The organism is Streptomyces sp. NPDC051218 (assembly GCF_044455475.1).
GTDB lineage: Bacteria > Actinomycetota > Actinomycetes > Streptomycetales > Streptomycetaceae > Streptomyces.
The window spans coordinates 250,272-276,158 of the sequence record NZ_JBITEU010000012.1 but is presented as its reverse complement, the minus strand read 5'-3'; the positions used below and the strand labels follow the sequence as shown (position 1 = coordinate 276,158).

At 69.6% G+C, this 25,887-nt stretch carries 24 protein-coding genes, 1 pseudogene and 1 riboswitch; of the genes and pseudogenes, 18 read left to right on the top strand and 7 right to left on the bottom strand.

Annotated features, from left to right (window positions below):
* Nucleotides 1-34: 34 nt before the first annotated feature.
* The 6 genes from ACIBCK_RS33390 (at nucleotide 35) to ACIBCK_RS33365 (ending at nucleotide 5,906) form a co-directional block, all read left to right on the top strand.
* Nucleotides 35-1,279: an Ig-like domain-containing protein gene (locus tag ACIBCK_RS33390; protein WP_399396300.1), complete on the top strand. Its 1,245-nt coding sequence runs from the start codon at nucleotides 35-37 to the stop codon at nucleotides 1,277-1,279.
* Nucleotides 1,280-1,346: 67 nt separating this feature from the next.
* Entirely contained in the window at nucleotides 1,347-2,117 is a 771-nt protein-coding gene (locus ACIBCK_RS33385) for an enoyl-CoA hydratase/isomerase family protein (protein ID WP_399396298.1), read from the top strand.
* Nucleotides 2,118-2,404: 287 nt separating this feature from the next.
* Nucleotides 2,405-2,908, top strand: a complete 504-nt coding sequence (locus tag ACIBCK_RS33380) for an ATP-binding protein (RefSeq protein WP_371527060.1) — start codon at nucleotides 2,405-2,407, stop codon at nucleotides 2,906-2,908.
* 393 nt (nucleotides 2,909-3,301) lie between these two features.
* A complete protein-coding gene (locus tag ACIBCK_RS33375) occupies nucleotides 3,302-4,081 on the top strand; it encodes a polysaccharide deacetylase family protein (RefSeq protein ID WP_399396296.1) in 780 nt (259 codons plus the stop codon).
* Entirely contained in the window at nucleotides 4,081-5,268 is a 1,188-nt protein-coding gene (locus ACIBCK_RS33370) for a PQQ-binding-like beta-propeller repeat protein (protein ID WP_399396294.1), read from the top strand. The genes ACIBCK_RS33375 and ACIBCK_RS33370 overlap by 1 nt, the downstream gene beginning before the upstream one ends.
* 86 nt (nucleotides 5,269-5,354) lie before the next feature.
* A complete protein-coding gene (locus tag ACIBCK_RS33365; RefSeq protein WP_399396292.1) occupies nucleotides 5,355-5,906 on the top strand; it encodes a glycoside hydrolase family 25 protein in 552 nt (183 codons plus the stop codon).
* A gap of 28 nt (nucleotides 5,907-5,934) precedes the next feature.
* Here ACIBCK_RS33365 and ACIBCK_RS33360 read toward each other — a convergent pair.
* A pseudogene (locus ACIBCK_RS33360) lies at nucleotides 5,935-6,636 on the bottom strand (NADPH-dependent F420 reductase); the annotation flags it as partial.
* 133 nt (nucleotides 6,637-6,769) lie between these two features.
* On the opposite strand from ACIBCK_RS33360, the gene ACIBCK_RS33355 reads away from it, so the two are divergent.
* Both ACIBCK_RS33355 and ACIBCK_RS33350 read left to right on the top strand, forming a co-directional pair.
* Nucleotides 6,770-7,420 carry an RNA polymerase sigma factor gene (locus ACIBCK_RS33355; RefSeq protein ID WP_399396349.1) on the top strand — a complete coding sequence of 217 codons (651 nt, stop codon included), beginning with the start codon at nucleotides 6,770-6,772 and terminating at the stop codon, nucleotides 7,418-7,420.
* Nucleotides 7,417-8,538, top strand: a complete 1,122-nt coding sequence (locus tag ACIBCK_RS33350; RefSeq protein ID WP_399396291.1) for a CU044_5270 family protein — start codon at nucleotides 7,417-7,419, stop codon at nucleotides 8,536-8,538. The genes ACIBCK_RS33355 and ACIBCK_RS33350 overlap by 4 nt, the downstream gene beginning before the upstream one ends.
* 25 nt (nucleotides 8,539-8,563) lie before the next feature.
* On the opposite strand, the gene ACIBCK_RS33345 is transcribed toward ACIBCK_RS33350, so the two are convergent.
* Entirely contained in the window at nucleotides 8,564-9,256 is a 693-nt protein-coding gene (locus tag ACIBCK_RS33345; protein WP_399396289.1) for a FadR/GntR family transcriptional regulator, read from the bottom strand.
* A gap of 307 nt (nucleotides 9,257-9,563) precedes the next feature.
* Between ACIBCK_RS33345 and leuA the strand changes: the two genes are divergently transcribed.
* Both leuA and ACIBCK_RS33335 read left to right on the top strand, forming a co-directional pair.
* On the top strand, nucleotides 9,564-11,270 hold the full coding sequence (leuA, locus tag ACIBCK_RS33340; RefSeq protein ID WP_399396347.1) for a 2-isopropylmalate synthase: 1,707 nt from the start codon (nucleotides 9,564-9,566) through the stop codon (nucleotides 11,268-11,270).
* Nucleotides 11,267-12,067: an ABC transporter ATP-binding protein gene (locus ACIBCK_RS33335; protein ID WP_399396287.1), complete on the top strand. Its 801-nt coding sequence runs from the start codon at nucleotides 11,267-11,269 to the stop codon at nucleotides 12,065-12,067. Before leuA ends, ACIBCK_RS33335 begins: the two co-directional genes overlap by 4 nt.
* 76 nt (nucleotides 12,068-12,143) lie before the next feature.
* On the opposite strand, the gene ACIBCK_RS33330 is transcribed toward ACIBCK_RS33335, so the two are convergent.
* Nucleotides 12,144-12,365 carry an EF-hand domain-containing protein gene (locus ACIBCK_RS33330; RefSeq protein WP_367049276.1) on the bottom strand — a complete coding sequence of 74 codons (222 nt, stop codon included), beginning with the start codon at nucleotides 12,363-12,365 and terminating at the stop codon, nucleotides 12,144-12,146.
* 81 nt (nucleotides 12,366-12,446) lie between these two features.
* Between ACIBCK_RS33330 and ACIBCK_RS33325 the strand changes: the two genes are divergently transcribed.
* Nucleotides 12,447-13,109 carry a GNAT family N-acetyltransferase gene (locus tag ACIBCK_RS33325; protein ID WP_399396285.1) on the top strand — a complete coding sequence of 221 codons (663 nt, stop codon included), beginning with the start codon at nucleotides 12,447-12,449 and terminating at the stop codon, nucleotides 13,107-13,109.
* 10 nt (nucleotides 13,110-13,119) lie between these two features.
* Here the strand turns inward: ACIBCK_RS33325 and ACIBCK_RS33320 are convergent, their stop codons facing one another.
* The 4 genes from ACIBCK_RS33320 to gcvT all read right to left on the bottom strand — a co-directional run bounded on the left by ACIBCK_RS33320 (nucleotide 13,120) and on the right by gcvT (nucleotide 17,532).
* Entirely contained in the window at nucleotides 13,120-14,490 is a 1,371-nt protein-coding gene (locus ACIBCK_RS33320) for an L-serine ammonia-lyase (RefSeq protein WP_399396345.1), read from the bottom strand.
* A gap of 179 nt (nucleotides 14,491-14,669) precedes the next feature.
* Nucleotides 14,670-15,932, bottom strand: coding sequence for a serine hydroxymethyltransferase (gene glyA / locus ACIBCK_RS33315; RefSeq protein ID WP_399396283.1), 1,263 nt, complete (start codon nucleotides 15,930-15,932; stop codon nucleotides 14,670-14,672).
* A 30-nt stretch (nucleotides 15,933-15,962) separates the two neighbouring features.
* Nucleotides 15,963-16,340, bottom strand: coding sequence for a glycine cleavage system protein GcvH (gene gcvH / locus ACIBCK_RS33310; RefSeq protein WP_399396281.1), 378 nt, complete (start codon nucleotides 16,338-16,340; stop codon nucleotides 15,963-15,965).
* Nucleotides 16,341-16,398: 58 nt separating this feature from the next.
* Complete coding sequence (gcvT, locus tag ACIBCK_RS33305) at nucleotides 16,399-17,532, bottom strand: glycine cleavage system aminomethyltransferase GcvT (protein ID WP_399396280.1); 1,134 nt, start codon at nucleotides 17,530-17,532, stop codon at nucleotides 16,399-16,401.
* 177 nt (nucleotides 17,533-17,709) lie between these two features.
* A riboswitch (glycine riboswitch) is annotated at nucleotides 17,710-17,816 on the bottom strand.
* A gap of 153 nt (nucleotides 17,817-17,969) precedes the next feature.
* Here gcvT and ACIBCK_RS33300 point away from each other — a divergent pair.
* The 7 genes from ACIBCK_RS33300 (at nucleotide 17,970) to ACIBCK_RS33270 (ending at nucleotide 25,861) form a co-directional block, all read left to right on the top strand.
* Nucleotides 17,970-18,644: an AAA family ATPase gene (locus ACIBCK_RS33300; protein ID WP_399396343.1), complete on the top strand. Its 675-nt coding sequence runs from the start codon at nucleotides 17,970-17,972 to the stop codon at nucleotides 18,642-18,644.
* Between the two features lie 74 nt (nucleotides 18,645-18,718).
* Nucleotides 18,719-19,522, top strand: coding sequence for an enhanced serine sensitivity protein SseB (locus ACIBCK_RS33295; protein WP_399396279.1), 804 nt, complete (start codon nucleotides 18,719-18,721; stop codon nucleotides 19,520-19,522).
* Between the two features lie 139 nt (nucleotides 19,523-19,661).
* A complete protein-coding gene (locus tag ACIBCK_RS33290; protein WP_367045089.1) occupies nucleotides 19,662-20,435 on the top strand; it encodes an enhanced serine sensitivity protein SseB C-terminal domain-containing protein in 774 nt (257 codons plus the stop codon).
* Nucleotides 20,436-20,756: 321 nt separating this feature from the next.
* Nucleotides 20,757-21,761 (top strand): ABC transporter permease, encoded by a 1,005-nt coding sequence (locus ACIBCK_RS33285; protein WP_399396277.1) that lies wholly within the window; start codon nucleotides 20,757-20,759, stop codon nucleotides 21,759-21,761.
* A 102-nt stretch (nucleotides 21,762-21,863) separates the two neighbouring features.
* A complete protein-coding gene (locus ACIBCK_RS33280; protein WP_399396275.1) occupies nucleotides 21,864-23,633 on the top strand; it encodes an ABC transporter substrate-binding protein in 1,770 nt (589 codons plus the stop codon).
* 132 nt (nucleotides 23,634-23,765) lie between these two features.
* Nucleotides 23,766-24,767, top strand: coding sequence for an ABC transporter permease (locus ACIBCK_RS33275; protein WP_399396341.1), 1,002 nt, complete (start codon nucleotides 23,766-23,768; stop codon nucleotides 24,765-24,767).
* Nucleotides 24,764-25,861 (top strand): ABC transporter ATP-binding protein, encoded by a 1,098-nt coding sequence (locus ACIBCK_RS33270; RefSeq protein WP_399396274.1) that lies wholly within the window; start codon nucleotides 24,764-24,766, stop codon nucleotides 25,859-25,861. The genes ACIBCK_RS33275 and ACIBCK_RS33270 overlap by 4 nt, the downstream gene beginning before the upstream one ends.
* Nucleotides 25,862-25,887: the final 26 nt, after the last annotated feature.

The following is a 25,887-nucleotide window of genomic DNA, read 5'->3' as shown; positions in this document are numbered from 1 at the left end:
GGGCCTGACCAGGCCGTGCGAGGGGAGACACATCGTGAACGGGCGACCGATATCGGGGACGTCGGTTGGTGCGCGGGGGAGCGCACGACGACGGGGCACCAAGGGCCTCTTTGCGGTGGCATCGGGTGTGACGCTGCTGTTGGTCACGGCATGCGGCGGGGGCGGCGGCTCGGACTCCGGCAGCGAAGGCAAGGGCAAGGCGGCCGACAAGAACGCGCCGTCGACGGCAGTGGTGACCATAGCTCCGAAGGACGGCGCCGATGCGGTGGCCACCAGCGGCGCACTGAAGATAGCCGCCGACAAGGGCAAGCTCTCCCAGGTCAAGGTCGAGGACAGCAAGGGCAATCCGGTCCCGGGCAAGATCACCTCGGGCGGCGCGAGCTGGACCCCGGCGCACCACCTCGCCGCCTCCACGAAGTACAAGGTCCACGCGATAGCCAAGGACTCCGAGGGACGTGAGTCCGCCAAGGACACCACCTTCACGACGCTGACCCCGAAGAACACCTTCATCGGGCAGTTCACGCCGGAGGACGGCTCGAAGGTCGGCGTCGGAATGCCGTTCTCGGTCCACTTCAACCGTGGCATCACCGAGCCCGCGGACGTCGAGAAGGCCATCAAGATCAAGACCGAGCCGGCGGTGGACGTCGAGCCGCACTGGTTCGGCAACGACCGCATCGACTTCCGCCCCGAGAAGTACTGGAAGGCGGGCACGAAGGTCACCGTCGACCTCAACCTCGACGGTGTCGAGGGCCGCCCCGGTGTCTACGGCGAGCAGGCCAAGACCCTGAAGTTCACGATCGGCCGCAGCCAGGTCTCCACCGTCGACGCCAAGTCGCACCAGATGAAGGTCGTCAGGGACGGCAAGCAGATCAAGAAGATCCCGATCACCGCGGGCGCCCCCGGCACGACCACGTACAACGGCCAGATGGTCATCAGCGAGAAGCTCCAGGTCACACGCATGAACGGCGAGACCGTCGGCTTCGGCGGCGAGTACGACATCAAGGACGTCCCGCACGCGATGCGCCTGTCCACCTCCGGCACGTTCATCCACGGCAACTACTGGTCGGGCGGCGCCTTCGGCAACACGAACGCCAGCCACGGCTGCATAGGCCTGAGCGACGTGCGCGGCGGCTACAGCAAGAAGACGCCCGCCGGATGGTTCTTCGAGAACTCCCTCATCGGGGACCTCGTGGTCGTGAAGAACTCCGCGGACAAGACGATCCAGCCCGAGAACGGCTACAACGGCTGGAACATGTCCTGGGAGAAGTGGAAGGCCTGACCGGCCGACCGGGATCACACCCCGGCCACATGTCGCCGTCATGCGGGGCACGGCTAACGTGCCCCGCATGACATCTGTGCATCTCGAAGTCGCCGAGGGCGTCGGCACGATCCGCCTCGACCGCCCCCCGATGAACGCGCTCGACATCGCCCTCCAGGACCGGCTCAAGGAGCTGGCCGAAGAGGCGACCCGGCGCGACGACGTACGCGCCGTGATCATCTACGGCGGCGAGAAGGTGTTCGCCGCGGGCGCGGACATCAAGGAGATGCAGGCCATGGACCACGCGGCGATGGTCGCGCGGTCCAGGGCGCTGCAGGACTCCTTCACCGCGGTCGCCCGTATCCCCAAGCCCGTCGTCGCCGCCGTCACCGGCTACGCGCTCGGCGGCGGCTGCGAGCTCGCCCTCTGCGCCGACTTCCGCATCGCCGCCGACAACGCCAAGCTCGGCCAGCCGGAGATCCTGCTCGGCCTGATCCCCGGCGCGGGCGGCACCCAGCGCCTGTCCCGTCTGGTCGGCCCGTCCAAGGCCAAGGACCTCATCTTCACCGGCCGCATGGTCAAGGCCGAAGAGGCGCTCACCATCGGCCTGGTGGACCGGGTCGTGCCCGCCGCCGAGGTGTACGAGCAGGCGCACCAGTGGGCCGCGCGGCTCGCGCAGGGGCCCGCGCTCGCGCTGCGCGCCGCCAAGGAGTCCGTGGACGCGGGCCTGGAGACGGACATCGACACCGGGCTCGCGATTGAACGCACCTGGTTCGCCGGTCTGTTCGCCACCGAGGACCGCGAGCGGGGCATGCGCAGCTTCGTCGAGGAGGGTCCCGGCAAGGCGAAGTTCCTCTGAATCGACGCACGAAGTCACGCCGGGAACCGGCCAGTTGAGGCTGCGTCAGCCAAAGTGTCCCCCGAAGGGGCTGATTATGGCGGGCTTAAGAGAACCTTAAGCCCGTCGCGCTCGCGGCCGTAAGTGATCACTCGTAAGCGGGCAGTCATCGCAGGTCAGCGTGGGTGCCGCAGGGGCCTAACTGCCTCTGGCATATGCCTACCCGGCCCCCCGGAACGGATGGTTCCGGGGGGCTTATTCCGTCGGAACGGCCCCGGAATGCGTTCCGTGCGGCCATGATGGGGGACATGGCGGGGCTGGAGGGTATCGAACAGCCGCGGCGACACGGGAGTGCGACCGCGGCGCGCTGGTCGCCGGCGGTTGAGGACGAACACGCGCTCAAGGCGCTCGAGTTGTTCGGCAATCCGACGGACGCGGAGGTTCCGCTGCCGTCGCGCCCGGAGTCCGCGGCCATCGCGCGCAGGCTCGCCCAAGTCGTGGTGCTCCGGCACTGGGGGCTCTCCCCGAAGCTGACCGAGGACGCGGTGCTCCTCACCTCCGAACTCGTCGGCAACGCCGTGCGGCACACCGGCGCCCGCGTCTTCGGCCTGCGGATGATGCGGCGGCGCGGCTGGATCCGGATCGAGGTGCGCGACCCCTCGCGCGGCCTGCCCTGCCTGATGCCCGTCCAGGAACTCGACCTCAGTGGCCGCGGCCTCTTCCTCGTCGACAAGCTCTCCGACCGGTGGGGCGTGGACCTGCTGCCGCGGGGCAAGACGACCTGGTTCGAGATGCGGGTCGCCGACCGCTGAGGCGACGCCGAGGTGGCCGCTGATACGCGAAAGCCCCCGGTCGCCGGTACGGCATCGCGGGGGCCTGCGCGGGGCGCCGCGGACAAAGGGGTGTGGTCCACGACGCCGGAACGACCTGAGCCCGGGTCAATGGGGGTCGTGGCTCCGACTATGGCAGACGGGGCCCGGCGATCCAAAAGTCCCTATCCGGGCATACGGGTGCGAATCGGGGCAGTGTAGAAGTGAATCCTTGGTGAGCTGGGACACCTGCCTGGTAAACGCTGGTTAAGTTCTGGCTGTGGCAGGTGTTCCGCAAGAGGTGAGGGTGTGGCGCACGCCCTCACCCCGCCGACCCGAAGGGCGCAAAGGAGAGCAATAAGCGGCTTTCACCCTCTTTGCCCATTAAATGGTCGTGTGACCGAGACCGACCGCCGTGGAGCCCTGCGCACGGGCGCCGAACTGGCCGTCGCGGGCGCGCTCACCGCAGGCTGCTCCTCCTTCGGAGCCGCCCCCGCGGACCAGGCCGCTCCCGCCGCCCGGTACCCCGCCGCGAAAACACCCCGAGCCGCCCCAGCACCCCGCCACTTTCCCGGCCTCCCCGACCAGATCGCGCACAGCCCCCGCGGCCGGCCCCAGGTCGCCCTCACCTTCCACGGCCAGGGCGACCCGGCCACCGCACGCTCCCTGCTCACCATCGCCGAGCAGGCGGACGCGAAGATCACCGTCCTCGCCGTCGGCAGCTGGCTCGACGAACACCCCGAACTCGCCCGCCGAATCATCGACGGCGGCCACGACCTCGGCAACCACACCCACCACCACCGCACCATCAACGCACTGCCCGAGGCCGACGCCTACGCGGAGATCACCGGCTGCGCCGAACGACTGCGCCGCCTCACCGGCTCCATCGGCACCTGGTTCCGCCCCTCCAGAGCCGAGACCGCGACCCCCCTCGTCGCCCGCCTCGCCCGCCGCGCCGGCTACCCGCACGTCCTCTCGTACGACGTCGACTCCCTCGACTTCACCTCGCCCGGCGCCCCGGCCGTCACCCGCAAGATCACCTCAGAGGTACGCCCGGGTTCCGTCGTGAGCCTGCACTTCGGGTACGCGGACACGGTCGCCGCGCTCCCCGCCGTCCTGGAAGAACTCGACCGCCGCGACCTGCGCGCGGTGACGACCACGGAGTTGCTGACCTGATGACCCTCCACCTGAACCTCACCCGGCGCGCCGCGGCGGTCGTCGCCGCCGGCGCCGTCGTCACCGCCGCGCTCGCCGGCTGCGGCAGCGACGCCCGCGAGAACGAGGCCCTGAGCACCAAGGGCGTCCAGAAGCCCGCCAAGACCAAGGCTCCGCCCGGACTGCCCGGCATGCCGCCCGTCCTCGACCCCAAGGACGTCTACGCGGCCGACCGCCCGAACAAACTCTCCCCCGTGGTCAAGGACTTCCCCTCCCGGGTCTACGTCCCCAACACCAACTCCAACACCGTCTCGGTCATCGACCCCAAGTCGTACGAAGTGATCGACACGATCGACGTCGGGGTCCAGCCCCAGCACGTCGTCCCCTCCTGGGACATGAAGACGCTCTGGGTCAACAACAACCGCGGCCACACGCTCACCCCCATCGACCCCAAGACCGGCAAGGCGGGCAAGCCCGTCGACGTGCACGACCCGTACAACCTCTACTTCACGCCCAACGGCAAGTACGCGATCGTGATGGCGTCGATGGACCGCGAGCTCGTCTTCCGCGACCCGCACACCATGAAGAAGGTCAAGACCGAACCGGTCAGCTGCTACGGCGTCAACCACGCCGACTTCTCCGCCGACGGCCGCTACTTCATCGTCTCCTGCGAGTTCTCGGGCGAACTCCTGAAGGTCGACACCGAGAAGATGAAGGTGGTCGCCCAGCAGAAGCTGCCCTTCGAGGGCGCCATGCCGCAGGACGTGAAGATCTCGCCCGACGGCAAGACCTTCTACGTCGCCGACATGATGGCCCACGGCATGTGGGTCCTGAGCGGCGACAAGTTCGACAAGCCGAAGCTCCTGCCGACGGGCAAGGGCACCCACGGCCTGTACGTGAGCCGGGACTCGCGCGAGATGTACGTGTCCAACCGCGGCGAAGGCACCGTCTCGGTGTTCGACTTCGCCAAGAACAAGCTCACCAAGAAGTGGAAGCTCCCCCAGGGCGGCAGCCCCGACATGGGGGGAGTGTCGGCGGACGGCAACACCCTCTGGCTGTCGGGGCGTTACGACTCCGAGGTGTACGCCATCGACACCCGCACCGGCGTCCAGACGGCCCGCATCCCCGTCGGCGGCGGCCCGCACGGCCTCGCGGTCTACCCGCAGCCCGGCCGCTACTCGCTCGGCCACACGGGGATCTTCCGCTGAGCTGTTCAACGGTTGACCACAGCGGCCACCGGGCACGAGAAGGGTAGATCCAGCCGCCCTCCCCTCTGCCGCTCAGGAGGCCGCACGTGCTCAAAGGCATCGACGTCAGCTCGTACCAATCCACGTTCGAGACGGACGGCATCTCTTTCGTCATCATCAAGGCGACGGAGGGCCGTTCGTACGTCAATCCGAGGCTGACGGCCCAGACGAAACGGGCACGGGACGGCGGCTGTGTGGTCGGCTTCTACCACTTCCTGTGGCCGGGGAACATCACGGCCCAGGCGGAGTACTTCGTCAGCAAGGCCCCTGAGAAAGCAGGGGACTTGCTGGCGGTGGACTGGGAGTGGACGGGGGACCGCACGCGCGCGAGCAACGCGGAGAAGGACCGGTTCATCCGCGAGGTGAAGCGGCTGCGGCCGAGCCACCGGGTGATCTTGTACTGCAACCGCGATTTCTGGCTCAACCACGACACCACGTCCTACGCCGGCGACGGCCTCTGGATCGCCGACTACGTCACGGCGGGCAAGCCCCGTATCCAGGCGGACTGGCGCATCCACCAGTACACGTCGACGCCGCTGGACAAGAACGTGGCGGACTTCGCCAGCGAGGACGCGCTGCGGGACTGGGCCAAGCCGTAGCCACGCCCCGCCGCGCGACCGGTGGTGGTCAGGCGCGCCACTCCGCCGTGCGCTCGGGGGAGGCCTCGGACAGGGCCTTGGTGACGGCTTCGGTGTCCTTGGCCAGGCCGTAGACCGGGGTGCCCGGCTGCTGACGCCAGGACTCGTCCTGGCCGCCCGTGTCGACGGTGTCGAAGCCGATCTCGTCGAGCAGATCGCGTACGACCTTCTTGGCGGCCTCGTCGTCGCCGGCCACCGGGAGGGCGACGCGGCCGGGAGTGCCCTTGGGCTGGGGCTTGTCGAGGATGTCCTGGGCGTAGGTGCCGTTGAAGGCCTTGATCACCGGGTGGCCGATCCGGCGCTCGGTCCAGCGGCTCTCGGTCAGGCCCTCCTCGATCTCCGCGATCTTTCCGTCGCGCTGCTGCGGGTAGTAGTTGCCGGTGTCGATGACGGCGACGTTCTCGGCGGCGCCGTCGAGGAAGCCGGACGGCAGGTTCGGTACGGCCTTCAGGGGGATCGTCACGACGACGACCTCCGCGTCGTGTGCGGCCTCCTCGACCGTCACGGCCTTGGCGCCGGTCTCCTCGGCGAGTTCCGTGAGGGTGTGCGGGCCGCGTGAGTTCGCCACGGACACGTCGTGACCGACGGCCGTGAGGCGACGGGTGAGGTTGCCGCCGATGTTGCCCGCGCCAATGATGCCGATCTTCATGACTGACCCCTCCGGGGTAGGTTCGCCGGTGTCGTAACGGAGCCAACCTCCGGATCGGCCGGGTTATTCCGGTGGGTGGGAGGATGAGGGGGCGCCCGTGTGACGAGGGGCACAGGAACTCGGCCCGGGGTGCGGAGAGATACGTGGTGTGAGGCCTAGTGAACTGGGAGATGGCATCCATGCACGTATCCGGGCAGGTGAGCGCGAGGCGTTCGGTGAGTTGTACGAGGCGTACGCGCGGACGGTCTACAGCCACGCCCTGAGGCTGACCGGCGACTGGTCGACCGCCGAGGAGGTCATGTCCGAGACCTTCCTCGCGGCCTGGCGAACCCGTGACCGCCTTGAGCCGGACGGCGGTTCGCTCAAGCCGTGGCTGCTCGGCATCGCGACGCACAAGGCGCAGAACGCCAACCGGGGCCTGCGCAGGCGGCTCGCCTTTCTGTCGCGTCAGCCGACGCCGCCCCAAGTGGCGGATTTCGCCGAGGAGTCGGCGGGGCGGATGGACGACGCTCGGCGGCTCGCTGCGGTGCACGGCGCGCTGCGCGGGCTGCGCCGGCAGGAGCGTGAGGTGCTCACGCTCTGCGTCTGGTCCGGGCTCGACTACGCGCAGGCCGCCGAGGCGCTCGGCGTCCCGGTCGGCACGGTGCGGTCGCGGCTCTCACGGGCTCGTGCGCGGCTGCGGCGGCTGAGCGAGGACGGGGCCTTCGGGGCCGACGGGACCGGTGCGGCGGAAGTGAAGAACGTGACGGAACCTCTCCGTGGCCGCGGAGAGGTAGAGAGTGGGGCCGCGTTCGTGGCCCTGCCCCTGCGGGAGGAATTCCGATGAACGCCGCTACCCCGCCCCGGGGAGAGGACGAGGCCGATGCGCTGGCCCGCCTGCTGCCGGAGTCGGACGGAGACGAATGGGAACTTCCGCCGGGGCGTCACCTTCACCACAAGGACGTCCTGATGCAGCAGATCGACCGAGACACCGCCCACGACACTCGGGGTGAGAGCGTCCCCGCAGCGCCCCGCCGCGGGCCGCTGCGTCCCGCGGTGCTGATGCCGGCCGCCGCCGCGCTCGCGGTGGCCGGGATCCTGGCCGCCACGCTTCCCTCCGGTGGCGGTGACGGTGTACGCGACATGGGTGCGGGCCGGGGTGCCACCGCGGGCGCGGCCGTCACCCTCGACCGGATCGCCACCGCGTCCCTGAAGTCCGGGACGAAGCCGGTGAGGGACAGCCAGTTCGTCTACACGCGCAACCTCGTCCAGGGCAACGAGGGGGAGATCGACGAGCCGGTGAAGCTCGGCGCCCCGTACAAGGAAGAGGTCTGGCTGTCGCAGAATCCCGCACCCGTCACGGACATCGGCATGATCCGGGCGACCGGGAAGGGGGCGCCGATGGCCGGGCAGGACGTGCCCATCGAGGCGTCCGCGGTGGACGGTTCCGATGACACCGGCGCTCTGCCGGAGGGGCCCGACCGCCCGACGTACGACTGGCTCGCCTCGCTGCCCACGGACCCCGACGCCCTCTTGAAGAAGCTGTACGCCGAGACGGAGGTGACCGGTGAGCGGGAGACGAAGGCGCAGGCCGTCTTCGACCGGATCGGTGATCTGGTCGGCGGGTCGGTCATGCCGCCGGAGAACGCCGCGGCTTTCTACAAGGTGGTCGCCGAACTCCCCGGAGTGGTCGTGGTGCCCGACGCGGTGGACGCGGCGGGGCGCCACGGGATCGGGATCACCATCGAGGAGTCGGCGTTCGCGACGCGCAGCGAATGGATCTTCGACAAGAAGACCTTCGCCTACCTCGGTTCGCGCGGCTACATGACGAAGAACCACAAGCCGGGCGGCAAGCCGGGCAAGGGGGGGAATCCCGAGGTCCTGTACGGCAGCCACGCGGTCCTGGAGCGGGCCGTGGTCGATCAGCGCGGCTTGAAGCCCGAGCCCGCGAGCGACCGCGGCTGAGCACGGCGTCCTGGGTGGGCGCCGGCTAGTCGCGGGCCGGCAACCGGGCGAGGGTGTCCTGGAGTTCGGACTGTGCGACGCGTGCCGCCTCCTCCGCGTCCTTCGCCTCGACGGCCCGTACGAGGGCGGCATGGGCGGCGTCGCCGTGGTTGGTCTCCTCGGTGCGTACGTCGATCAGGTCGAGGAGGTTCAGCAGGCCTTCCCGCAGCACGGGGGCGAACTCCGCGAAGAGGTCCGTGAGGACGGGGTTGCGGGCCGCCGCCACGACCGCCGCGTGCAGGGCGATGTCGGCGTCGATGAAAGCGGCGTCGCTCGCGGACGCGGTGGCCCTGCGGCCTTCGAGGGCGTCCCGCATCGCCGTGATGTCCTCGTCGGTGCGCCGCACCGCCGCGAGGCGCGCCGCCTGCACCTCCACCAGCATCCGCACCTCGTACACGTCCGACACCGCGGCCCGCCGCAGCCGCGTGGGCCAGTCCGCGACCGGCTCCGTCGCGATGACGAAGACGCCGGCGCCCTGCCGGGACTTGACGAGACCGGCCCCGGCGAGTGAGCGCAGTGCCTCGCGGACGGTGGAGCGGCCGATGCCGAGCTCTTTGGCCAGGGTCGTCTCGCCGGGGAGCTTGCTGCCGATGGGCCACTGGCCGCCGGTGATCTGGTCGCGCAGGCGGGTGGTGGCCTGTTCGACCAAGGGGCTGGGGCGCAGGGAGCCGAGCGGCATGCGGGGGGGCCTTCCGGGACGTGGAGTTGTCTGAGGAGTACTTGTCTGAGGAGTGCTTGTCCGGGGAGCTGATGTGTGCCTAGTGTAGGCCCGTGATCTTCTGCGGTCTCCTTCTTCTCGGCTGCCGCGGCGGGGCCTGAAGCGACCGGCACCCCGCCGCGGGGTGCCGTGCTGCCGGTCGGCCCACCGACCGAGCCGAGAGGCCACCGCCACCGTGAAGTCCCCTGCGAATCCGACTGTGTATCCGTCTGCGGAACTGTCCGCCCATCTGTCCGCGTACCCGTGGAACCCCCAGCGCCCGAGCCCCATGCCGCACCACCGCTACCGCCCCTACGAGGACCGCGTCACCGTCCCCTCGCAGGACCGCGGCTGGCCGGGCTCCCGCATCGAGCGTGCGCCCCTCTGGGTCCCCGTCGACCTGCGGGACGGCAACCAGGCGCTCGCCGAGCCGATGGACCCCGCCCGCAAGCGGCGCTTCTTCGACCTGCTCGTCTCGATGGGGTTCAAGGAGATCGAGGTCGGCTACCCGTCGGCCAGCCGGGCCGACTTCGACTTCGTGCGCGACCTCGCCGCGCTGAGCGCGAGCGGCGGCATCCCCGATGACGTCAGCATCGTCGTCTTCACGCCCGCCAAGCCCGACCTGATCGACCACACCTTCGAGTCCATCGAGGGTCTGCCCCGCGCCGTCGTCCACCTTTACATCCCCACCTCACCCGTCTGGCGCGACGTGGTGCTCGGGCGCTCACGCGCGCAGGTGCGTGACGTCGTGACGGAAGCCGCCGCCCACATGGCGCGCCTGGCCGACGCGCGGCCGGGTGCGGACATCCGGTTCCAGTTCTCGCCGGAGACCTTCAACCTCACCGAGCCCGACTACGTACTCGAACTCTGCGACGGACTCACCGAGTTGTGGGACGCGAGTCCCGAACGTCCCGTGACCCACAACCTGCCCGCGACCGTCGAGATCGCGACCCCGAACGTGTACGCCGACCAGATCGAGTACCTGCACCGCCACCTCGCCCGGCGCGAATCCGTCATCCTCTCCGTCCACCCCCACAACGACCGCGGCACGGGCGTCGCCTGCGCCGAACTCGCCGTCCTGGCCGGGGCCCAGCGCGTCGAGGGCTGCCTCTTCGGCAACGGCGAGCGCACCGGCAACGTGGACCTGGTGACCCTGGCCCTCAATCTGTACGCCCAAGGCGTCGATCCCATGGTCGACTTCTCGGACATCGACGCCGTGCGCGAGGTGGTCGAGCACTGCAACCGGCTGCCCGTGCACCCCCGCCATCCCTACGCGGGCGACCTCGTCCACACCGCGTTCTCCGGCACCCACCAGGACGCCATCAGCAAGGGGCTCGCCCACCATGCGCGCAGCGCAGCCGAGTTGGGGGTCACGGAGAGCGAGGCGCCGTGGGACGTGCCGTATCTGCCCATCGACCCTGCCGACATCGGGCGCAGTTACGAAGCCGTCATTCGCGTCAACTCCCAGTCCGGCAAGGGCGGAATGGCGTATCTGCTGCAGACCCGGCACGGCCTCAACCTGCCACGGCGCATGCGCCCCGACTTCTCACGCGTGGTCCAGGACGCCACCGACGACAGCGGTCGGGAGGCGAGCGCCAAGGAGCTGTACGAGCTGTTCCGGGCGACCTATGTCGCGCCGGGGCAGGGCGGCGGCGAGGTCGAGCTCAGCTCCTGGACCACCGACCGCGCCCCGGACGGTGCCCACCGCTTCGTCTGCACCCTCCAAGTGGGCGACCGCGCAGGGGACTTCGAAGGTGCGGGCAACGGCCCCCTGTCCGCCTTCGTCGAGGCGCTCGCCGCCGCGGGGATCACCGTCGACATCCTCGACTACTCCGAACACGCCACCGAGGCGGGCGGCGCCAGCGAGGCCGTTGCGTACGCGCAGTGCCGGGTGGGCGGCGTGGTCCGGTGGGGCGCGGGCCTGGACACCTCGGTCCTGACCGCGTCCGTGCAGGCCGTGCTCGCCGCGGTGAACCGGGCGGTGGTCATCCGATGACCGCAGGCGTCCCCGTCCTGCACGCCGCGGACGTCACCGTCGTCCGCGACGGGCGCCCCATCCTCGAAGAGGTCACGCTCAGCGTCCGCCCCGGCGAGCACTGGGCGCTGCTCGGCGCGAACGGCGCCGGTAAGTCGACCCTGCTCAGCCTCTGCGGAGCCGTCACCCACCCCACGCGCGGCACGGTCGAGGTGCTCGGCCGTCGGCTGGGCGGCGTCGACCTGCGCGAGCTGCGCGCGTACGTCGGTCATGTGAACCCCCGCCATCCGCTCCGCTCGCCCCTGCGGGTGCGCGATGTCGTCCTCACCGGGCTCACCAACAGCGTCGAACCGCTGCCCCGTTGGCGCCCCACACCCGAGCAGGAGAAGCAGGCCGACCGGCTGATCGCGATGCTCGGCCTCGCGCACCGCACGGACGCGCGCTGGCCCACGCTCTCGCAGGGGGAGCGCGGCCGGACCCTGATCGCGCGCTCGCTGATGCCCCGGCCCCGGCTCGTCCTGCTCGACGAACCGGCCACCGGGCTCGACCTCGCGGGCCGCGAGCGCCTCCTCGACAGCCTGGACACCCTGCGCGAGAGCCACCCGGAGCTCGCCACGGTCCTGGTCACGCACCACCTTGAGGAGCTCCCGGCAGGTACGACGCACGCGCTGCTGCTGCGCGACGGGCGCGCGCTCGCCTCCGGCGCCGTGGACGACGTGCTGACCGGTGACCGGATCAGCAAGTGCTTCGACCATCCGGTGCGGCTCGAGCGCACGGAGGGGCGGTGGAGCGTACGGGCGGCGCGGCGCCCCCGCTGAGCGCGTCGCACACGTACGCGGAAGGGGCCCGGCACGTGTGGTGTGTGTGCCGGGCCCCTTCTACGTCGTTACTCGCCTACTTGTTCAGCTTGTTCAGGCTCGCCCAGAACTCGTCGAAGGACAGGCGCTTGTCCTTGTCCGTGTCCTTCGTGCCGATCACGGCCTCGGCGACGGTCTCGGTGACGTAGAAGTCCCCCATCTGCGCCATGGCCGACTTCCACTCGGCCGCCGTGATGAAGCCGTCGCCGTCCGCGTCGAACCGCTCGAACGTCTTGCGCGCTTCCTCGATGTCCGCCACCGGATCCACCCCTTCTTCGTGCACTACTGACGAGGGCTAGGGTATCGGCCGTCCGAGGACGCGATCACAAGGAGTACGCCCATGGCCAGGACCCCTGCCACGCTCGGTGCGATCCTCGACGCGGCGGCCGACGGCCGGTTCCCGCCGCCCGACGGCACCACCACCGTCGTGCCGCAGCCCTGCCACCGCGACGCGGGCGTCATCGCCTTCACCGCGCACTCGGTGGTCGTCACGGACGAGGACCCGCGGTGGGTGCACGCCACCCTCGCCGCCCTCGCCTGCGATCCGCTGGCCGCCACGATGAACCCGCGGTTCCTCGCCGCCTTCCTGGAGCGGACGGGGCGCGCGACCGACACCACCGACCTCCTGACCGTGGCCGACGCCCTGCCCGGCGGCCCCGACCCGGACCTGGGCCTTCGCGAGCTCGACGACCCCGACCACCCCCGGGTGGTCAGGGCCCGCAAGCGCCGCGACGACGTGCGGGTGTGGGCCACCGCGAGCGGCAGCGGGGTGCTGGTGCTTGGGCGCGGGCTCGCCGGGCGCTGGGAGGCGGCGATCGAGGTCGAAGAGGACGTACGCCACCGGGGGCTCGGCCGGGCGCTCGCGCGCGCGGCCCGGCACCTGGTGCCCGGCGCGGCGCCGGTGTGGGCCCAGCAGTCCCCGGGGAACGCACGCAGCGTGCGGGCCTTCCAGGCGGCCGGCTACCGGCCGGTGGGCGCGGAGGCCCTGCTCTTCGCGAAGTGAGGAAGGCCCCTCAGCACTCGATGATGTTCACCGCGAGTCCGCCCCGCGCCGTCTCCTTGTACTTCACGCTCATGTCGGCGCCGGTGTCCTTCATGGTCTTGATGACCTTGTCGAGGGACACCTTGTGGCTGCCGTCGCCGCGCATCGCCATCTTCGCCGCGGTGACGGCCTTCACGGCCGCCATGCCGTTGCGCTCGATGCACGGGATCTGGACGAGCCCGCCGACCGGGTCGCAGGTCAGGCCGAGGTTGTGCTCCATGCCGATCTCCGCGGCGTTCTCGACCTGCTCGGGCGAGCCGCCGAGCACCTCGGCGAGGGCGCCGGCCGCCATCGAGCAGGCGGAGCCGACCTCGCCCTGGCAGCCGACCTCGGCGCCGGAGATCGAGGCGTTCTCCTTGAAGAGCATGCCGATGGCGCCCGCCGCGAGCAGGAAGCGGACCACGCCGTCCTCGTCGGCTCCGGGCACGAAGTTCATGTAGTAGTGCAGGACGGCGGGGATGATGCCCGCGGCGCCGTTCGTCGGGGCGGTCACGACCCGGCCGCCCGCGGCGTTCTCCTCGTTCACCGCCATCGCGTAGAGCGTGATCCACTCCATGGCGAGGGCCAGCGGGTCGCCCTCGGAGCGGAGTTTGCGGGCGGAGTTGGCCGCACGGCGGCGGACCTTGAGGCCGCCCGGCAGGATGCCCTCGCGGGACATGCCGCGCGAGACGCAGGACTGCATGACGCCCCAGATGTCGAGCAGACCCGAGCGGATCTCCTCGTCGGTGCGCCACGCCTTCTCGTTCTCCAGCATCAGCGCGGAGATGGAGAGGCCGGTCTCCTCGGTCAGGCGCAGCAGCTCGTCACCGGTGCGGAAGGGGTGTTTGAGGGCGGTGTCGTCCGGCACGATCGGGTTCGCGCCGGCCACCGCGTCGTCATCGACGACGAAGCCGCCGCCCACCGAGTAGTACGTCTTCTCCAGGACGAGCCCGCCGTCGCGGTCGTACGCGAAGATCGTCATGCCGTTGGCGTGGTACGGCAGGGCCCTGCGGCGGTGCAGGACCAGGTCCTCGGCGAAGTCGAAGTCGATCTCGTGCATGCCGAGCAGGTTGAGGCGGTGGGAGCTCTTGATCTGCTCGACGCGGTCGTCGGCGGACTCCACGTCGACCGAGCGCGGTGACTCGCCCTCCAGGCCGAGCAGGACCGCCTTCGGGGTGCCGTGGCCGTGGCCCGTCGCGCCGAGCGAGCCGTAGAGCTCGGCCCGTATCGCGGTGGTGTGGGCCATCAGGCCCTCGTTCTTGAGGCGGCTCGCGAAGATGCGGGCGGCGCGCATGGGACCGACCGTGTGGGAGCTGGACGGGCCGATGCCGATCGAGAACAGGTCGAAGACCGAGAGGGCCACGAGAAACTCCAAGGGTGATTGGTAGACGCCGTTGTCTGCCGGGGTGGTGCAGAGAACTACGCAAAGCGCGAAAAGAACTGCTGGGGCGGGGCATGAGCCGGGGCACCGCACTCACTGTCTTCAGTGTCCAGTGTGCGCGGTGCCCCGAAGTTTCGTACGAAAGAAAGCGTACGAAACCGCTACAGGTTGGGGTACAGCGGGTGCTTGGCCGCCAAGGCCGACACGCGGGCCTTGAGCGACTCCGTGTCGACGTCGCCCGGCTTCAGCGCCTCGGCGATGACGTCGGCGACCTCACGGAAGTCGTCCTCCTGGAAGCCACGGGTCGCGAGCGCGGGCGTACCGATCCGCAGGCCCGATGTGACCATCGGGGGTCGCGGGTCGTTCGGGACCGCGTTGCGGTTGACCGTGATGCCGACCTCGTGGAGGCGGTCCTCGGCCTGCTGGCCGTCGAGCTCGGAGTTGCGCAGGTCCACCAGGACCAGGTGCACGTCCGTGCCGCCGGACAGGACGTCCACGCCGACGGCCTTCGCGTCGTCCTGGACCAGGCGCTCGGCCAGGATGCGGGCGCCGTCCAGGGTGCGCTGCTGACGCTCCTTGAACTCCTCGCTCGCCGCGACCTTGAAGGAGACGGCCTTGGCGGCGATCACGTGCTCCAGGGGGCCGCCCTGGAAGCCGGGGAAGACCGCGGAGTTCAGCTTCTTCGCGAACTCCTTGCTGCGGGCGAGGATGACACCGCCGCGCGGGCCGCCCAGCGTCTTGTGCGTGGTGGAGGTGACCACGTCGGCGAACGGCACCGGGTTGGGGTGCAGACCGGCCGCGACGAGCCCGGCGAAGTGCGCCATGTCGACCCACAGGTACGCGCCGACCTCGTCGGCGATCCGGCGGAACTCCGCGAAGTCCAGCTGGCGCGGGTAGGCGGACCAGCCCGCGATGATGACCTTCGGGTTGTTCTCCTTGGCCAGGCGCTCGACCTCGGCCATGTCCACCAGACCGGCCTCGTCGACGTGGTACGCGACCACGTTGAACTGCTTGCCGGAGAAGTTCAGGCGCATGCCGTGCGTGAGGTGACCGCCGTGCGCCAGGTCCAGGCCGAGGATCGTGTCGCCGGGCTTGGCGATGGCGAAGAGAGCGGCCTGGTTGGCGGAGGCGCCCGAGTGCGGCTGGACGTTGGCGTACTCGGCGCCGAACAGGTCCTTGATCCGGTCGATCGCGATCTGCTCGGTGACGTCGACGTGCTCGCAGCCGCCGTAGTAGCGGCGGCCGGGGTAGCCCTCGGCGTACTTGTTGGTGAGGACCGTGCCCTGGGCCTCCATGACGGCGACCGGAGCGAAGTTCTCCGAGGCGATCATTTCCAGGGTGGACTGCTGGCGGTGGAGCTCGGCGTCGACGGCGGCGGCGACGTCCGGGTCCAGCTCGTGGAGAGGGGTGTTGAGAAGCGACATCAGGTGGTCCCTAGGGGTCTTCGGGGGGCTTCAGCTGCCGGAAAACTCGGTGTACTCGTCAGCGGAGAGCAGGTCCTTCGGCTCCTCCGTGATCCGTACCTTGAAGAGCCAACCACCCTCGAACGGGGCGGAGTTGACCAGCGACGGGTCGTCCACGACGTCCTGGTTCGCCTCGACGACCTCACCGGTCACCGGCGAGTACAGGTCGCTGACCGACTTGGTCGACTCGAGCTCGCCGCAGGTCTCGCCCGCGGTCACCGCGGCGCCGGCCTCGGGAAGGTCGGCGTAGACGACGTCACCGAGAGCGTTGGCCGCGTGCTCCGTGATGCCGACCGTCGCGACACCGTCCTCGGCGGCCGAGAGCCACTCGTGCTCCTTGCTGTAACGCAGCTGCTGGGGGTTGCTCATGACCTGAATTCTCCTGTACGCGGGGGAGTGCTGGTGAACGGGGCTGTTGTGCGGGGTGTCACTTCTGGCGCTTGTAGAACGGCAGCGCCACGACCTCGTACGGCTCGTGCGTGCCCCGGATGTCCACGCCGACACCCTCGGTGCCGGGGGCCGCGTGCGCCGCGTCCACGTACGCGATGGCGATCGGCTTGCCCAGCGTGGGGGAGGGGGCGCCGGATGTGACCTCGCCGATGACCTTGCCGTCGGCGACCACGGAGAAGCCCGCGCGCGGGATGCGGCGGCCCGACGCGATCAGACCGACCAGCTTGCGCGGGGGAGCGGTCTCGGCGCGCTCGGCGGCGGCCGCGAGCGCCGCGCGCCCCACGAAGGTGTCGGACCGCGAGGTCTTCTCGAACTTCACGACCCGGCCGAGGCCCGCGTCGAAGGGCGTCAGCTCCGCGGTCAGCTCGTGCCCGTACAGCGGCATGCCCGCCTCCAGGCGGAGGGTGTCGCGGCAGGAGAGCCCGGCGGGGACCAGGCCGACGGGCTCGCCCGCCTCCATCAGCGCGCCCCACAGCTTCTCGGCGTCACCGGGGGCGACGAACAGCTCGAAGCCGTCCTCGCCGGTGTAGCCGGTGCGGGCGATCAGCGCGGGCACGCCCGCGACCGTGCCCGGCAGACCCGCGTAGTACTTCAGGCCGTCCAGGTCCGCGTCCGTGAGGGACTTCAGGATGCCGGGGGACTCGGGGCCCTGGACGGCGAGCAGGGCGTACGCCTCGCGGTCGTCGCGGACCTCGACGTCGAAGCCGTCGGCGCGGGCCGTGACCGTGTCGAGCACGGTCTGCGCGTTCGAGGCGTTGGCGACGATCATGTACTCGGGGGCCTCGGGCTCACCGAGGCGGTAGACGATCAGGTCGTCCAGGATGCCGCCGTCCTCGGCGCAGATCATCGTGTAGCGGGCGCGGCCGACACCGATGGAGCCGATGTTGCCGACCAGCGCGAAGTTCAGGAAGTCCACGGCCTCGGGTCCGGTGACCGTGATCTCGCCCATGTGGGAGAGGTCGAAGAGGCCGGCCTTGGTGCGCACGGCGACGTGCTCGTCGCGCTCGCTGCCGTAGCGCAGCGGCATGTCCCAGCCCGCGAAGTCGGTCATGGTCGCGCCGAGCGCGCGATGCACGGCATCGAGTGCGGTCAGACGGGGGACGGTACTCATTCGTTGAACTCCCAGGGCATGACGGGCGAGGTCGGTCCTCCCCATCTGTCATCGGAACCTGAGAGGTTCACCACGACCCGGTCGTACGCACTCGTACGCCTCGTACATCTCATACAAGGGAGGTCGTGACTTGCACCTTGGGTGGGGCCGCCGGAGCGGCCCGCTTTTCAGATGTGCCTCGCCCGCGCGGTACGGGGCCTGAGAGATTCAAGGGAGGGACTTGCTCCTTCGGCGCCCCGGTGCGTCCTTGCGACGGCGACCGGGAACTCTCCCGCGCGGATTCAAACGGCCTGTATGGAGTTTGCGCGCACATCATTGCACGCGCCCTCGTCACAGGGCAGTGCCAGTCCAGTAATGCCCTTGTTCCGCATTACCTTCTCTTTACACTTGCCGGGGAAGCTGCGGTAAGCAGGTACGTGACCGCTATGGGGAGGCCGATCACGGTGCGCAGGACGAGCGTCTACGCGACCAACACAGGGGTGGCCCTGCCCAAACAGGCTGCCGCCCCCACCAGGGAGAGCTGTGGCCCCCTGCCGGCGGCCGTCGTCCGTGACCTGCGGCAGCGGACCGGACACAGTCCGCACCGCCTCACGTTCGGCGCGGGGGATCTCGTCGTCGTCTCCGGTCTGCCGGGCAGCGGCAAGTCCACGCTGATGAGCCGGGCCGTCGCGGGCCCCCGCATCGACTCGCAGGACACCCGCGACCGCTGGGCACGGCGCATGCCGGGCCTGCTGCCGTACGCGGTGTACCGCCCCGTGGTCCGCCTCGCGCACTACGCGGGCCTGCGCAGGGCCCTGCGCTCCGGCGAGGGCGTCGTGGTGCACGACTGCGGCACCCAGGCCTGGGTGCGCCGCTGGCTGGCCCGCGAGGCCGCGCGGCGCGGCACGACCCTGCACCTGCTGCTGCTCGACGTACCGCCGGACACCGCCATAGAGGGCCAGCTCTCGCGCGGCCGCGGCGTGTCGCGGTACGCCTTCGCGCGGCACCGCAGGACGGTCGGCCGGCTCGTCGGCGCCGCCGAGCGCGGTGACCTGCCACGGGGCTGCGGCTCGGCGGTGCTCCTCGACCGGACGGCGGCGGGTGTGCTGCGGGGGATCGGCTTCGGGGACTGAGCCGCCCGCCGTGAGCCGTCCGCCACGTTAGGGTCGTGCCGCAGGCAGAGCGGGACAGAGCAGGGGTTGGACAGATGGACATTCCGGCGCAGGCGCACGCCCATCCCTCCGGGGGATGGCCGGGCAACGAACTCGAAGAGGTGCTCGCGGCAGCCCTGGGCACCCCCGGCGCACCGCAGCCGTCCGCGGCGGCCCGCATCGTCGAGGTGCTCGGCCGCAGCCCCCTCTGGATCCCGCTGCCGAACGGCGGCGCCCCGGACAGCGGCACCCTCGACCTGACCACGCTGGAGATCGAAGGCCAGGCGTACGTCCCCGTCTTCAGCTCGCAGCAGCAGTTCCAGCACGCCACCGGCGGCCGGATGGGCTGCACCGTGGCGCCCGCCGTGGAGTTCGCGCGCGGCCTGCCCCCGCAGCTGGGCATCGCCGTCAACCCCGACGGCACGGTCGGAGTGCCCCTGCCGCCGCCCGCCGTCGCCGAGCTCTGCCGCGCCGGGCGCACCCCGCTGGACGGCCCGGCGAGCGGCGGCCGCGTACGCCTCTTCGAGCCGGACTGGCAGGAGGACCCGGTGGACTTCCTGTCCGCCGCCGCTCACGAGTTCGAGGCCACCGGGGTCGTCCTGAGCGCCCGCCGCTGCCTGGCCAGCGTCGAGGGAGACACGCCCTCGCTGTTCATCGGCGTCGAACTGACCTCCTGGGAGGGTGACGCGCGCGACCTGCCGATGGAGGCCGTGGGCCGGGCTCTCGGCCGGGCCCCCGTGTCCTGGCCGGTGAACCTGGTGCTGCTCGACGTGGCCCAGGACCCGGTCGGCGACTGGATGCGTGAGCGGGTGCGGCCCTTCTTCGGCCGGACACCGGGACACGAGCACGGATATGTGTAGGGACATGTGCAGGTACGTGTGTGAGGGTGCCGTACGTCAAGTCGGCGTCAGGATCGCCGCTTAAGCTGGTTTCATGACCCGGGTCCGCCGGGTCGGCGGGTCGTAGGGTCATCGGGTCATCGCGAAGGGGCGGTTAAGGGTGAGTGCGTCGGGCACGGCTGCGGCCGGGCAGGTCGAGCACATGCTGCGCCAGGTGACGCCGGGGCGCTATGACGCCTACGAGGCGCTCCTGCGGGCGCTCGCCGCCGACCAGGTGTGGATGCTGCTCTGGCACGGCCAGGCCGGATCCCCCGACGCCCAGTACGGGAACATGGAGGTCGAGGGCCTGGGGTACGCGCCCTGCGTGACCTCCGCCCAGGAGCTCTCCGCAAGTGGCTGGAACCGCTCGTACGAAGTGGTCCGCGGGCTCGACATCTCCCGCACCCTCTACCCCGACCACTACGGCCTGTGGCTCAACCCCCACGCCCCCGGCGGCGGCGTCGGCATCCCCTGGCTCGACCTGCGGCGCATCGCGTCGGGCCTGGACCTGCTGCCCGCGGGACCGCTGCGGCTCACCGAGCCGGCCATCGAGATCCCCCAGTTCTACGCCCTGCTCACGCAGAACGCGCACCGCACCCCCGCGGTCCGCTCGCTGCGCCGCGCCTGGGTGCAGCCCGCGCTCGGCGCCCCGTATCTGGCCATCGGCCTCGATGTGTACGACACCTCGCCGGCATCGGTCGACGGGGTGCGCACGATGATGCAGCAGTCGATCGCCGCCGTCCCCGACGGCCTGCCCGTGTCGACCGTCGCGATGTCCGACGGATACGACCCGGTCGCCATGTGGCTGCGCGCCAACGCCCGCCCGTTCTACGACCGCGAGGCCCAGCCCGCCCCGGCGCCCGCGGGCGGGTACGGCTACCCCGCGCAGTACTGAAGCAGTACTGAAGCAGGGCCCAACCTGCCCCGACCGTCATGATGTCCGTTCTGGTGGCGGAGGGGGTCTATGGGCTCCCGTGGCACCTTGCGACCCAACTGCCCCGTGTTCGCCCCTCGTTCACCTGCGTCCGGATAACGGAACACCTCGATCAGCATCACGGTTGCGCATCCATTCCCCGACAAGTCTGGTAACAGATCGCGACCCCGATGAAGACTCCCGCACCAGGGGCGCTTCGCCCCTGCGTACGACGGACTGATCACGTCGCTACAGCGGCAAGTGCGGGCCGGTCACCACCGGTTGAGAGGGGTCCCTGCCACGATGACGGCACCATTGCATGACACACCTGCGGACGCGGACCCGACAGCGGACGTCGCTCCCGCAGCTGATGCAGGGGTGAAGAAGGTCGAGGGGCGGTCCCTCAAGCAGATCGCCTGGAACCGCCTGAAGCGGGACAAGGTCGCCCTGGCCGGCGGCATCACCGTGCTCGTCCTGGTCCTTGTCGCCGTCTTCGCGCCCCTGATCGTCTCCCTGCTGGGCCACCCGCCCAACGAGTTCCATCAGGACGAGCTGGAAGACCTGACGAACCTGCCCAAGGGCGCGTTCGGCGGCATGAGTTCGGACTTCCTCTTCGGGGTGGAGCCGAACAAGGGCCGCGACGTCTTCAGCCGGATCGTCTACGGCGCCCGGATCTCGCTGCTCGTGGCGTTCCTCGCCGCGGTGGTGGCCGTGGTGCTCGGCACCTTCTTCGGCATCATCGCCGGTTACTTCGGCGGCTGGGTCGACGCGACGATCAGCCGGGTCATGGACGTGCTGCTCGCCTTCCCGCAGCTGCTCTTCGTGATCTCGCTGGTCTCGGTCCTCCCCGACGACCTGCTCGGTCTGACCGGCAGCGGCGTCCGCATCGCCGTACTGATCCTGGTGATCGGCTTCTTCGGCTGGCCCTACGTCGGGCGCATCGTCCGGGGCCAGACCCTCAGCCTGCGCGAACGCGAGTACGTCGAAGCGGCCCGCAGCCTCGGCGGCGGTCAACGCCACATCCTCTTCCGTGAGTTGCTGCCGAACCTCGTCGCACCGATCACCGTCTACGCGACGCTCATGATCCCCACCAACATCCTCACCGAAGCGGCGCTCAGCTTCCTCGGCGCGGGTGTACGCCCGCCGACCGCCTCCTGGGGCGGCATGCTCCGGGACGCGCTGGCGACGTACGAGCACGACCCGATGTTCATGGTCTTCCCCGGCCTGGCGATCTTCGTGACCGTGCTTGCCTTCAACCTCTTCGGAGACGGGCTGCGCGACGCCCTGGACCCCAAGGGAACTCGGTAAACAGCTCCAACTGGCTTGCCCCTGCCGCAGCGTCAGGTGGCTCTTCCCATGGTTCTCAAGGCAGTCAACGCCTGGGACCGCGAATCTCGGAGGATGCGAGAAATGCCCACAGGTTCCTCTAAACGACGGTTGACCGCAGGCGCGGCCCTCGTCGTGGCGGCGCTGGTGACCACCACGGCGTGCGGCGGCGGCAGCGACGACGACGACAGCAAGGGCGCCGGCTACAACGCGGCCATCGGCAAGGTCGCGAACAAGTCGGCGAAGAAGGGCGGAACGCTCAAGTTCATCGCCAAGCAGGACCTGGACTCGGCCGACCCGCAGCGTGCCTACTACGGCATGACGTGGGACTTCATGCGGTACTACACCCGCACGCTGATCACGTACGACACCAAGCCGGGTGCCGCGTCCAACAAGCTCGTCCCCGACCTCGCCGAGTCCACGGCGAAGATCAGCGACGACGGCAAGACCTACACGTACAAGCTGCGTGACGGCCTCACCTGGGAGGACGGCTCGAAGCTGACCTCCAAGGACATCAAGTACGGCATCGAGCGCATCTGGGCCACCAAGGTCATCACCGGTGGCCCCGGCTACCTGAAGTCCACGCTTGACCCCAAGGGCGAGTACAAGGGCCCCTACGAGGACAAGTCGAAGGACAAGCTGGGTCTGAAGGCGATCGAGACGCCGGACGACAACACCATCATCTTCAAGCTGCCCAAGAAGAACGGCGACTTCGAGCAGATGCTCGCGATGCCGTCGGGCACCCCGGTCAAGCAGTCCGAGGACACCGGCGCCAAGTACACCCAGCGCCCGTTCTCCTCGGGACCGTACAAGTTCCAGAACTACAGCGCGGGCAAGAGCATCACCCTGGTGCGCAACCCGAACTGGAAGAAGTCGTCCGACCCGGTCCGCCCCGCCCTGCCGGACAAGATCTCGGTCACCATCTCGGCGAACCTCGAAGAGAACGACAAGCGCCTGATGGAAGGCGACTACGACATCGACATGAATGGCACCGGCATGACCCAGTCGGGTCGTACCACCGCCATTCAGGACCACAGGGCCAACGTCGACAACATGCAGACGGACTTCGTCCGCTACGTCGCCCTGGTGACCAAGACGAAGCCGTTCGACAACGAGGCCTGCCGCAAGGCCGTCTTCTACGCCACGGACTTCGCGAGCCTGCAGAAGACCCGTGGTGGCCCGGTCGCCGCCGGTGAGATCGCCACCAACGTCTTCCCGAAGTCGATCAAGGGTCACGACGACTACGACCCGTACGGCATCAAGAAGCGCAAGGGCGAGCCGGACGTCGCCAAGGCGAAGGCCCAGCTCAAGGAGTGCGGCAAGCCGAACGGCTTCTCGACCAAGATCTCGGCGCGCACCAACCAGCCGGGCGAGGTGGACGCCGCCACGGCGCTCCAGGAGCAGCTGAAGAAGGTCAACATCAACGCCGACGTCGACCAGATCGACGGCGCCGACTCCTCCAGCATCACCGGCTCCCCGTCGGTGGTGAAGAAGCGCGGCATCGGCATGACGATGGCGGGCTGGGGTCCTGACTTCCCGACCGGCCAGGGCTACGCCCAGCCGCTGTTCGACAGCCGTTTCATCAACGAGAACGGCAACTACAACGAGTCGCAGATCGACGAGCCGAAGATCGACAAGTACTTCGACGACGCGATCGGCACGGTCGACCCGAACAAGGCCGGTGAGATCTACACCGACCTCGCTCACGAGATCGTCGACAAGGCCTACTGGATGCCCTTCATCTACGAGAAGAACATCAGCTGGCGTTCCTCGCGGGCGACCAACGTCTACTCGTCCGCCGCGTACAGCGGTCGCTACGACTACGTCTCGCTCGGTGTGAGCGACAAGAAGTAGTCCCCGCCGCAAGGCAGCCGCCGCAAGGCAGTCCCACCGCCGAATCCCGCCAGTCCGAAGGGCAGGTGATGGCCCCGGGCGGTGGCCGGGACCCCTCACAAGGGGGTCCCGGCCACCGCCGGGCCGCGCACAGTGCTTGCTTATCTCATCCGGCGCCTGATCGCCGTCGTCGTCATGGTGCTGGTCGTACTGCTCGCGACCTTCACCGTCTTCTACATGCTGCCCAAGTGGGCGGGACAGGACATCGCCGTCCTCTTCGCCGGCAAGTCATCCGGTGCCGAGCAGCTCGCGGGCATCCGGGTCAAACTGGGTCTGGACGACCCTCTGCTCGTCCAGTTCTGGGACTTCGTCAAGGGCATCCCGATGGGGCGTGACTACGCCAACGGGGCCGACGTGACCCACTGTCCGGCCCCCTGCTTCGGATACTCCTTCCGTACCGAGGCGCCCGTCTGGGAGACCCTCAAGGACGCCCTGCCCGTCACCGCGGCGCTCGCCGCCGGTGCGTGCGTGCTGTGGCTGGTCGCCGGTGTCGCCACCGGTGTGCTCTCCGCACTCAAGCGGGGCACCATCTGGGACCGTTCCGCGATGATCACCGCCCTCGGCGGCGTCTCCCTGCCGGTCTTCTTCACCGGCATGATCGCGATGGGGCTCTTCGTCCACACCCTCGGCTGGGTGAAGATCGAGGACACCCTCACCACGGACGATCCGATCAACATCTGGTTGGAAACCCTGATCCTGCCGTGGATCGTGCTCGCGTTCCTCAACGCCGCCATGTACGCGCGACTCACCCGCGCCACCATGCTGGAAGTGCTCGGTGAGGACTACATCCGCACCGCGCGCGCCAAGGGGCTCGGCGAGGCCGTCGTCATCAGGCGGCACGCGCTGCGCTCCGCCATGACGCCGATCCTCACCGTCTTCGGCCTGGACCTCGGCGTGCTCATGGGTGGCGCCGTCCTGACCGAATCCACCTTCAACCTGCCGGGACTCGGCCTGGAGGCGGTCAAGGCCATCAGCAACAAGGACCTGCCGGTGATCCTCGGCGTCACCTTGTGCGCATCGCTCGCGATCGCCCTGGCCAACCTCGTCGTCGACCTTCTGTACGCCGTCATCGACCCGCGAGTGAGGCTGGGATGACCGAACTGCACAAGACCGGAGCGGCGGTCGGAGAACCCGTCACCGACTCGGTCGCTCCCACCGCATTCCTCGAAGTACGCGATCTCAAGGTGCACTTCCCGACCGACGACGGCCTGGTCAAGTCCGTCGACGGGCTCAGCTTCCAGCTGGAGAAGGGCAAGACCCTCGGCATCGTGGGCGAGTCGGGCTCCGGCAAGTCGGTCACCTCGCTGGGCATCCTCGGCCTGCACACCGCCGGGCAGTACGGCAGCCGCAAGCCGCGGCTTTCCGGCGAGATCTGGCTGAACGGCACGGAGCTGCTCACCGCGGACCCCAACCAGGTGCGCAAGCTGCGGGGCCGCGACATGGCGATGATCTTCCAGGACCCGCTGTCCGCGCTGCACCCGTACTACTCCATCGGCAAGCAGATCATGGAGGCGTACCGGGTCCACCACGACGTGGACAAGAAGGCCGCCCGCAAGCGCGCCATCGAGATGCTCGACCGGGTGGGCATCCCCCAGCCGGACAAGCGGGTCGACAGCTACCCGCACGAGTTCTCGGGCGGCATGCGCCAGCGCGCGATGATCGCGATGGCCCTGGTGAACAACCCCGAGCTGCTCATCGCGGACGAGCCGACGACCGCCCTGGACGTCACCGTCCAGGCGCAGATCCTCGACCTCATCCGGGATCTGCAGAAGGAGTTCGGCTCCGCGGTCATCATGATCACGCACGACCTGGGCGTGGTCGCCGAGATGGCGGACGAACTGCTCGTGATGTACGGCGGGCGCTGCGTCGAGCGCGGCACCGCGGAGAAGGTCTTCTACGAGCCCCAGCACCCCTACACCTGGGGCCTGTTGGGATCGATGCCGCGCATCGACCGCGAGGAGATGGACCGTCTCGTACCGGTCAAGGGCTCCCCGCCAAGCCTGATCAACCTGCCTACGGGCTGCGCCTTCAACCCGCGCTGCCCCTACGCCGACATCCCCAAGGACCAGATCACCCGCCGCGAGCGCCCCGACCTGCGCGAGGTGGCGCCGGGTCACTTCTCCGCCTGCCACATGTCGCAGGACGAGCGCACCCGGATCTGGACCGAAGAGATTGCGCCGAAGCTGTGAAAGACGACACGAAAGACGCCACGAAA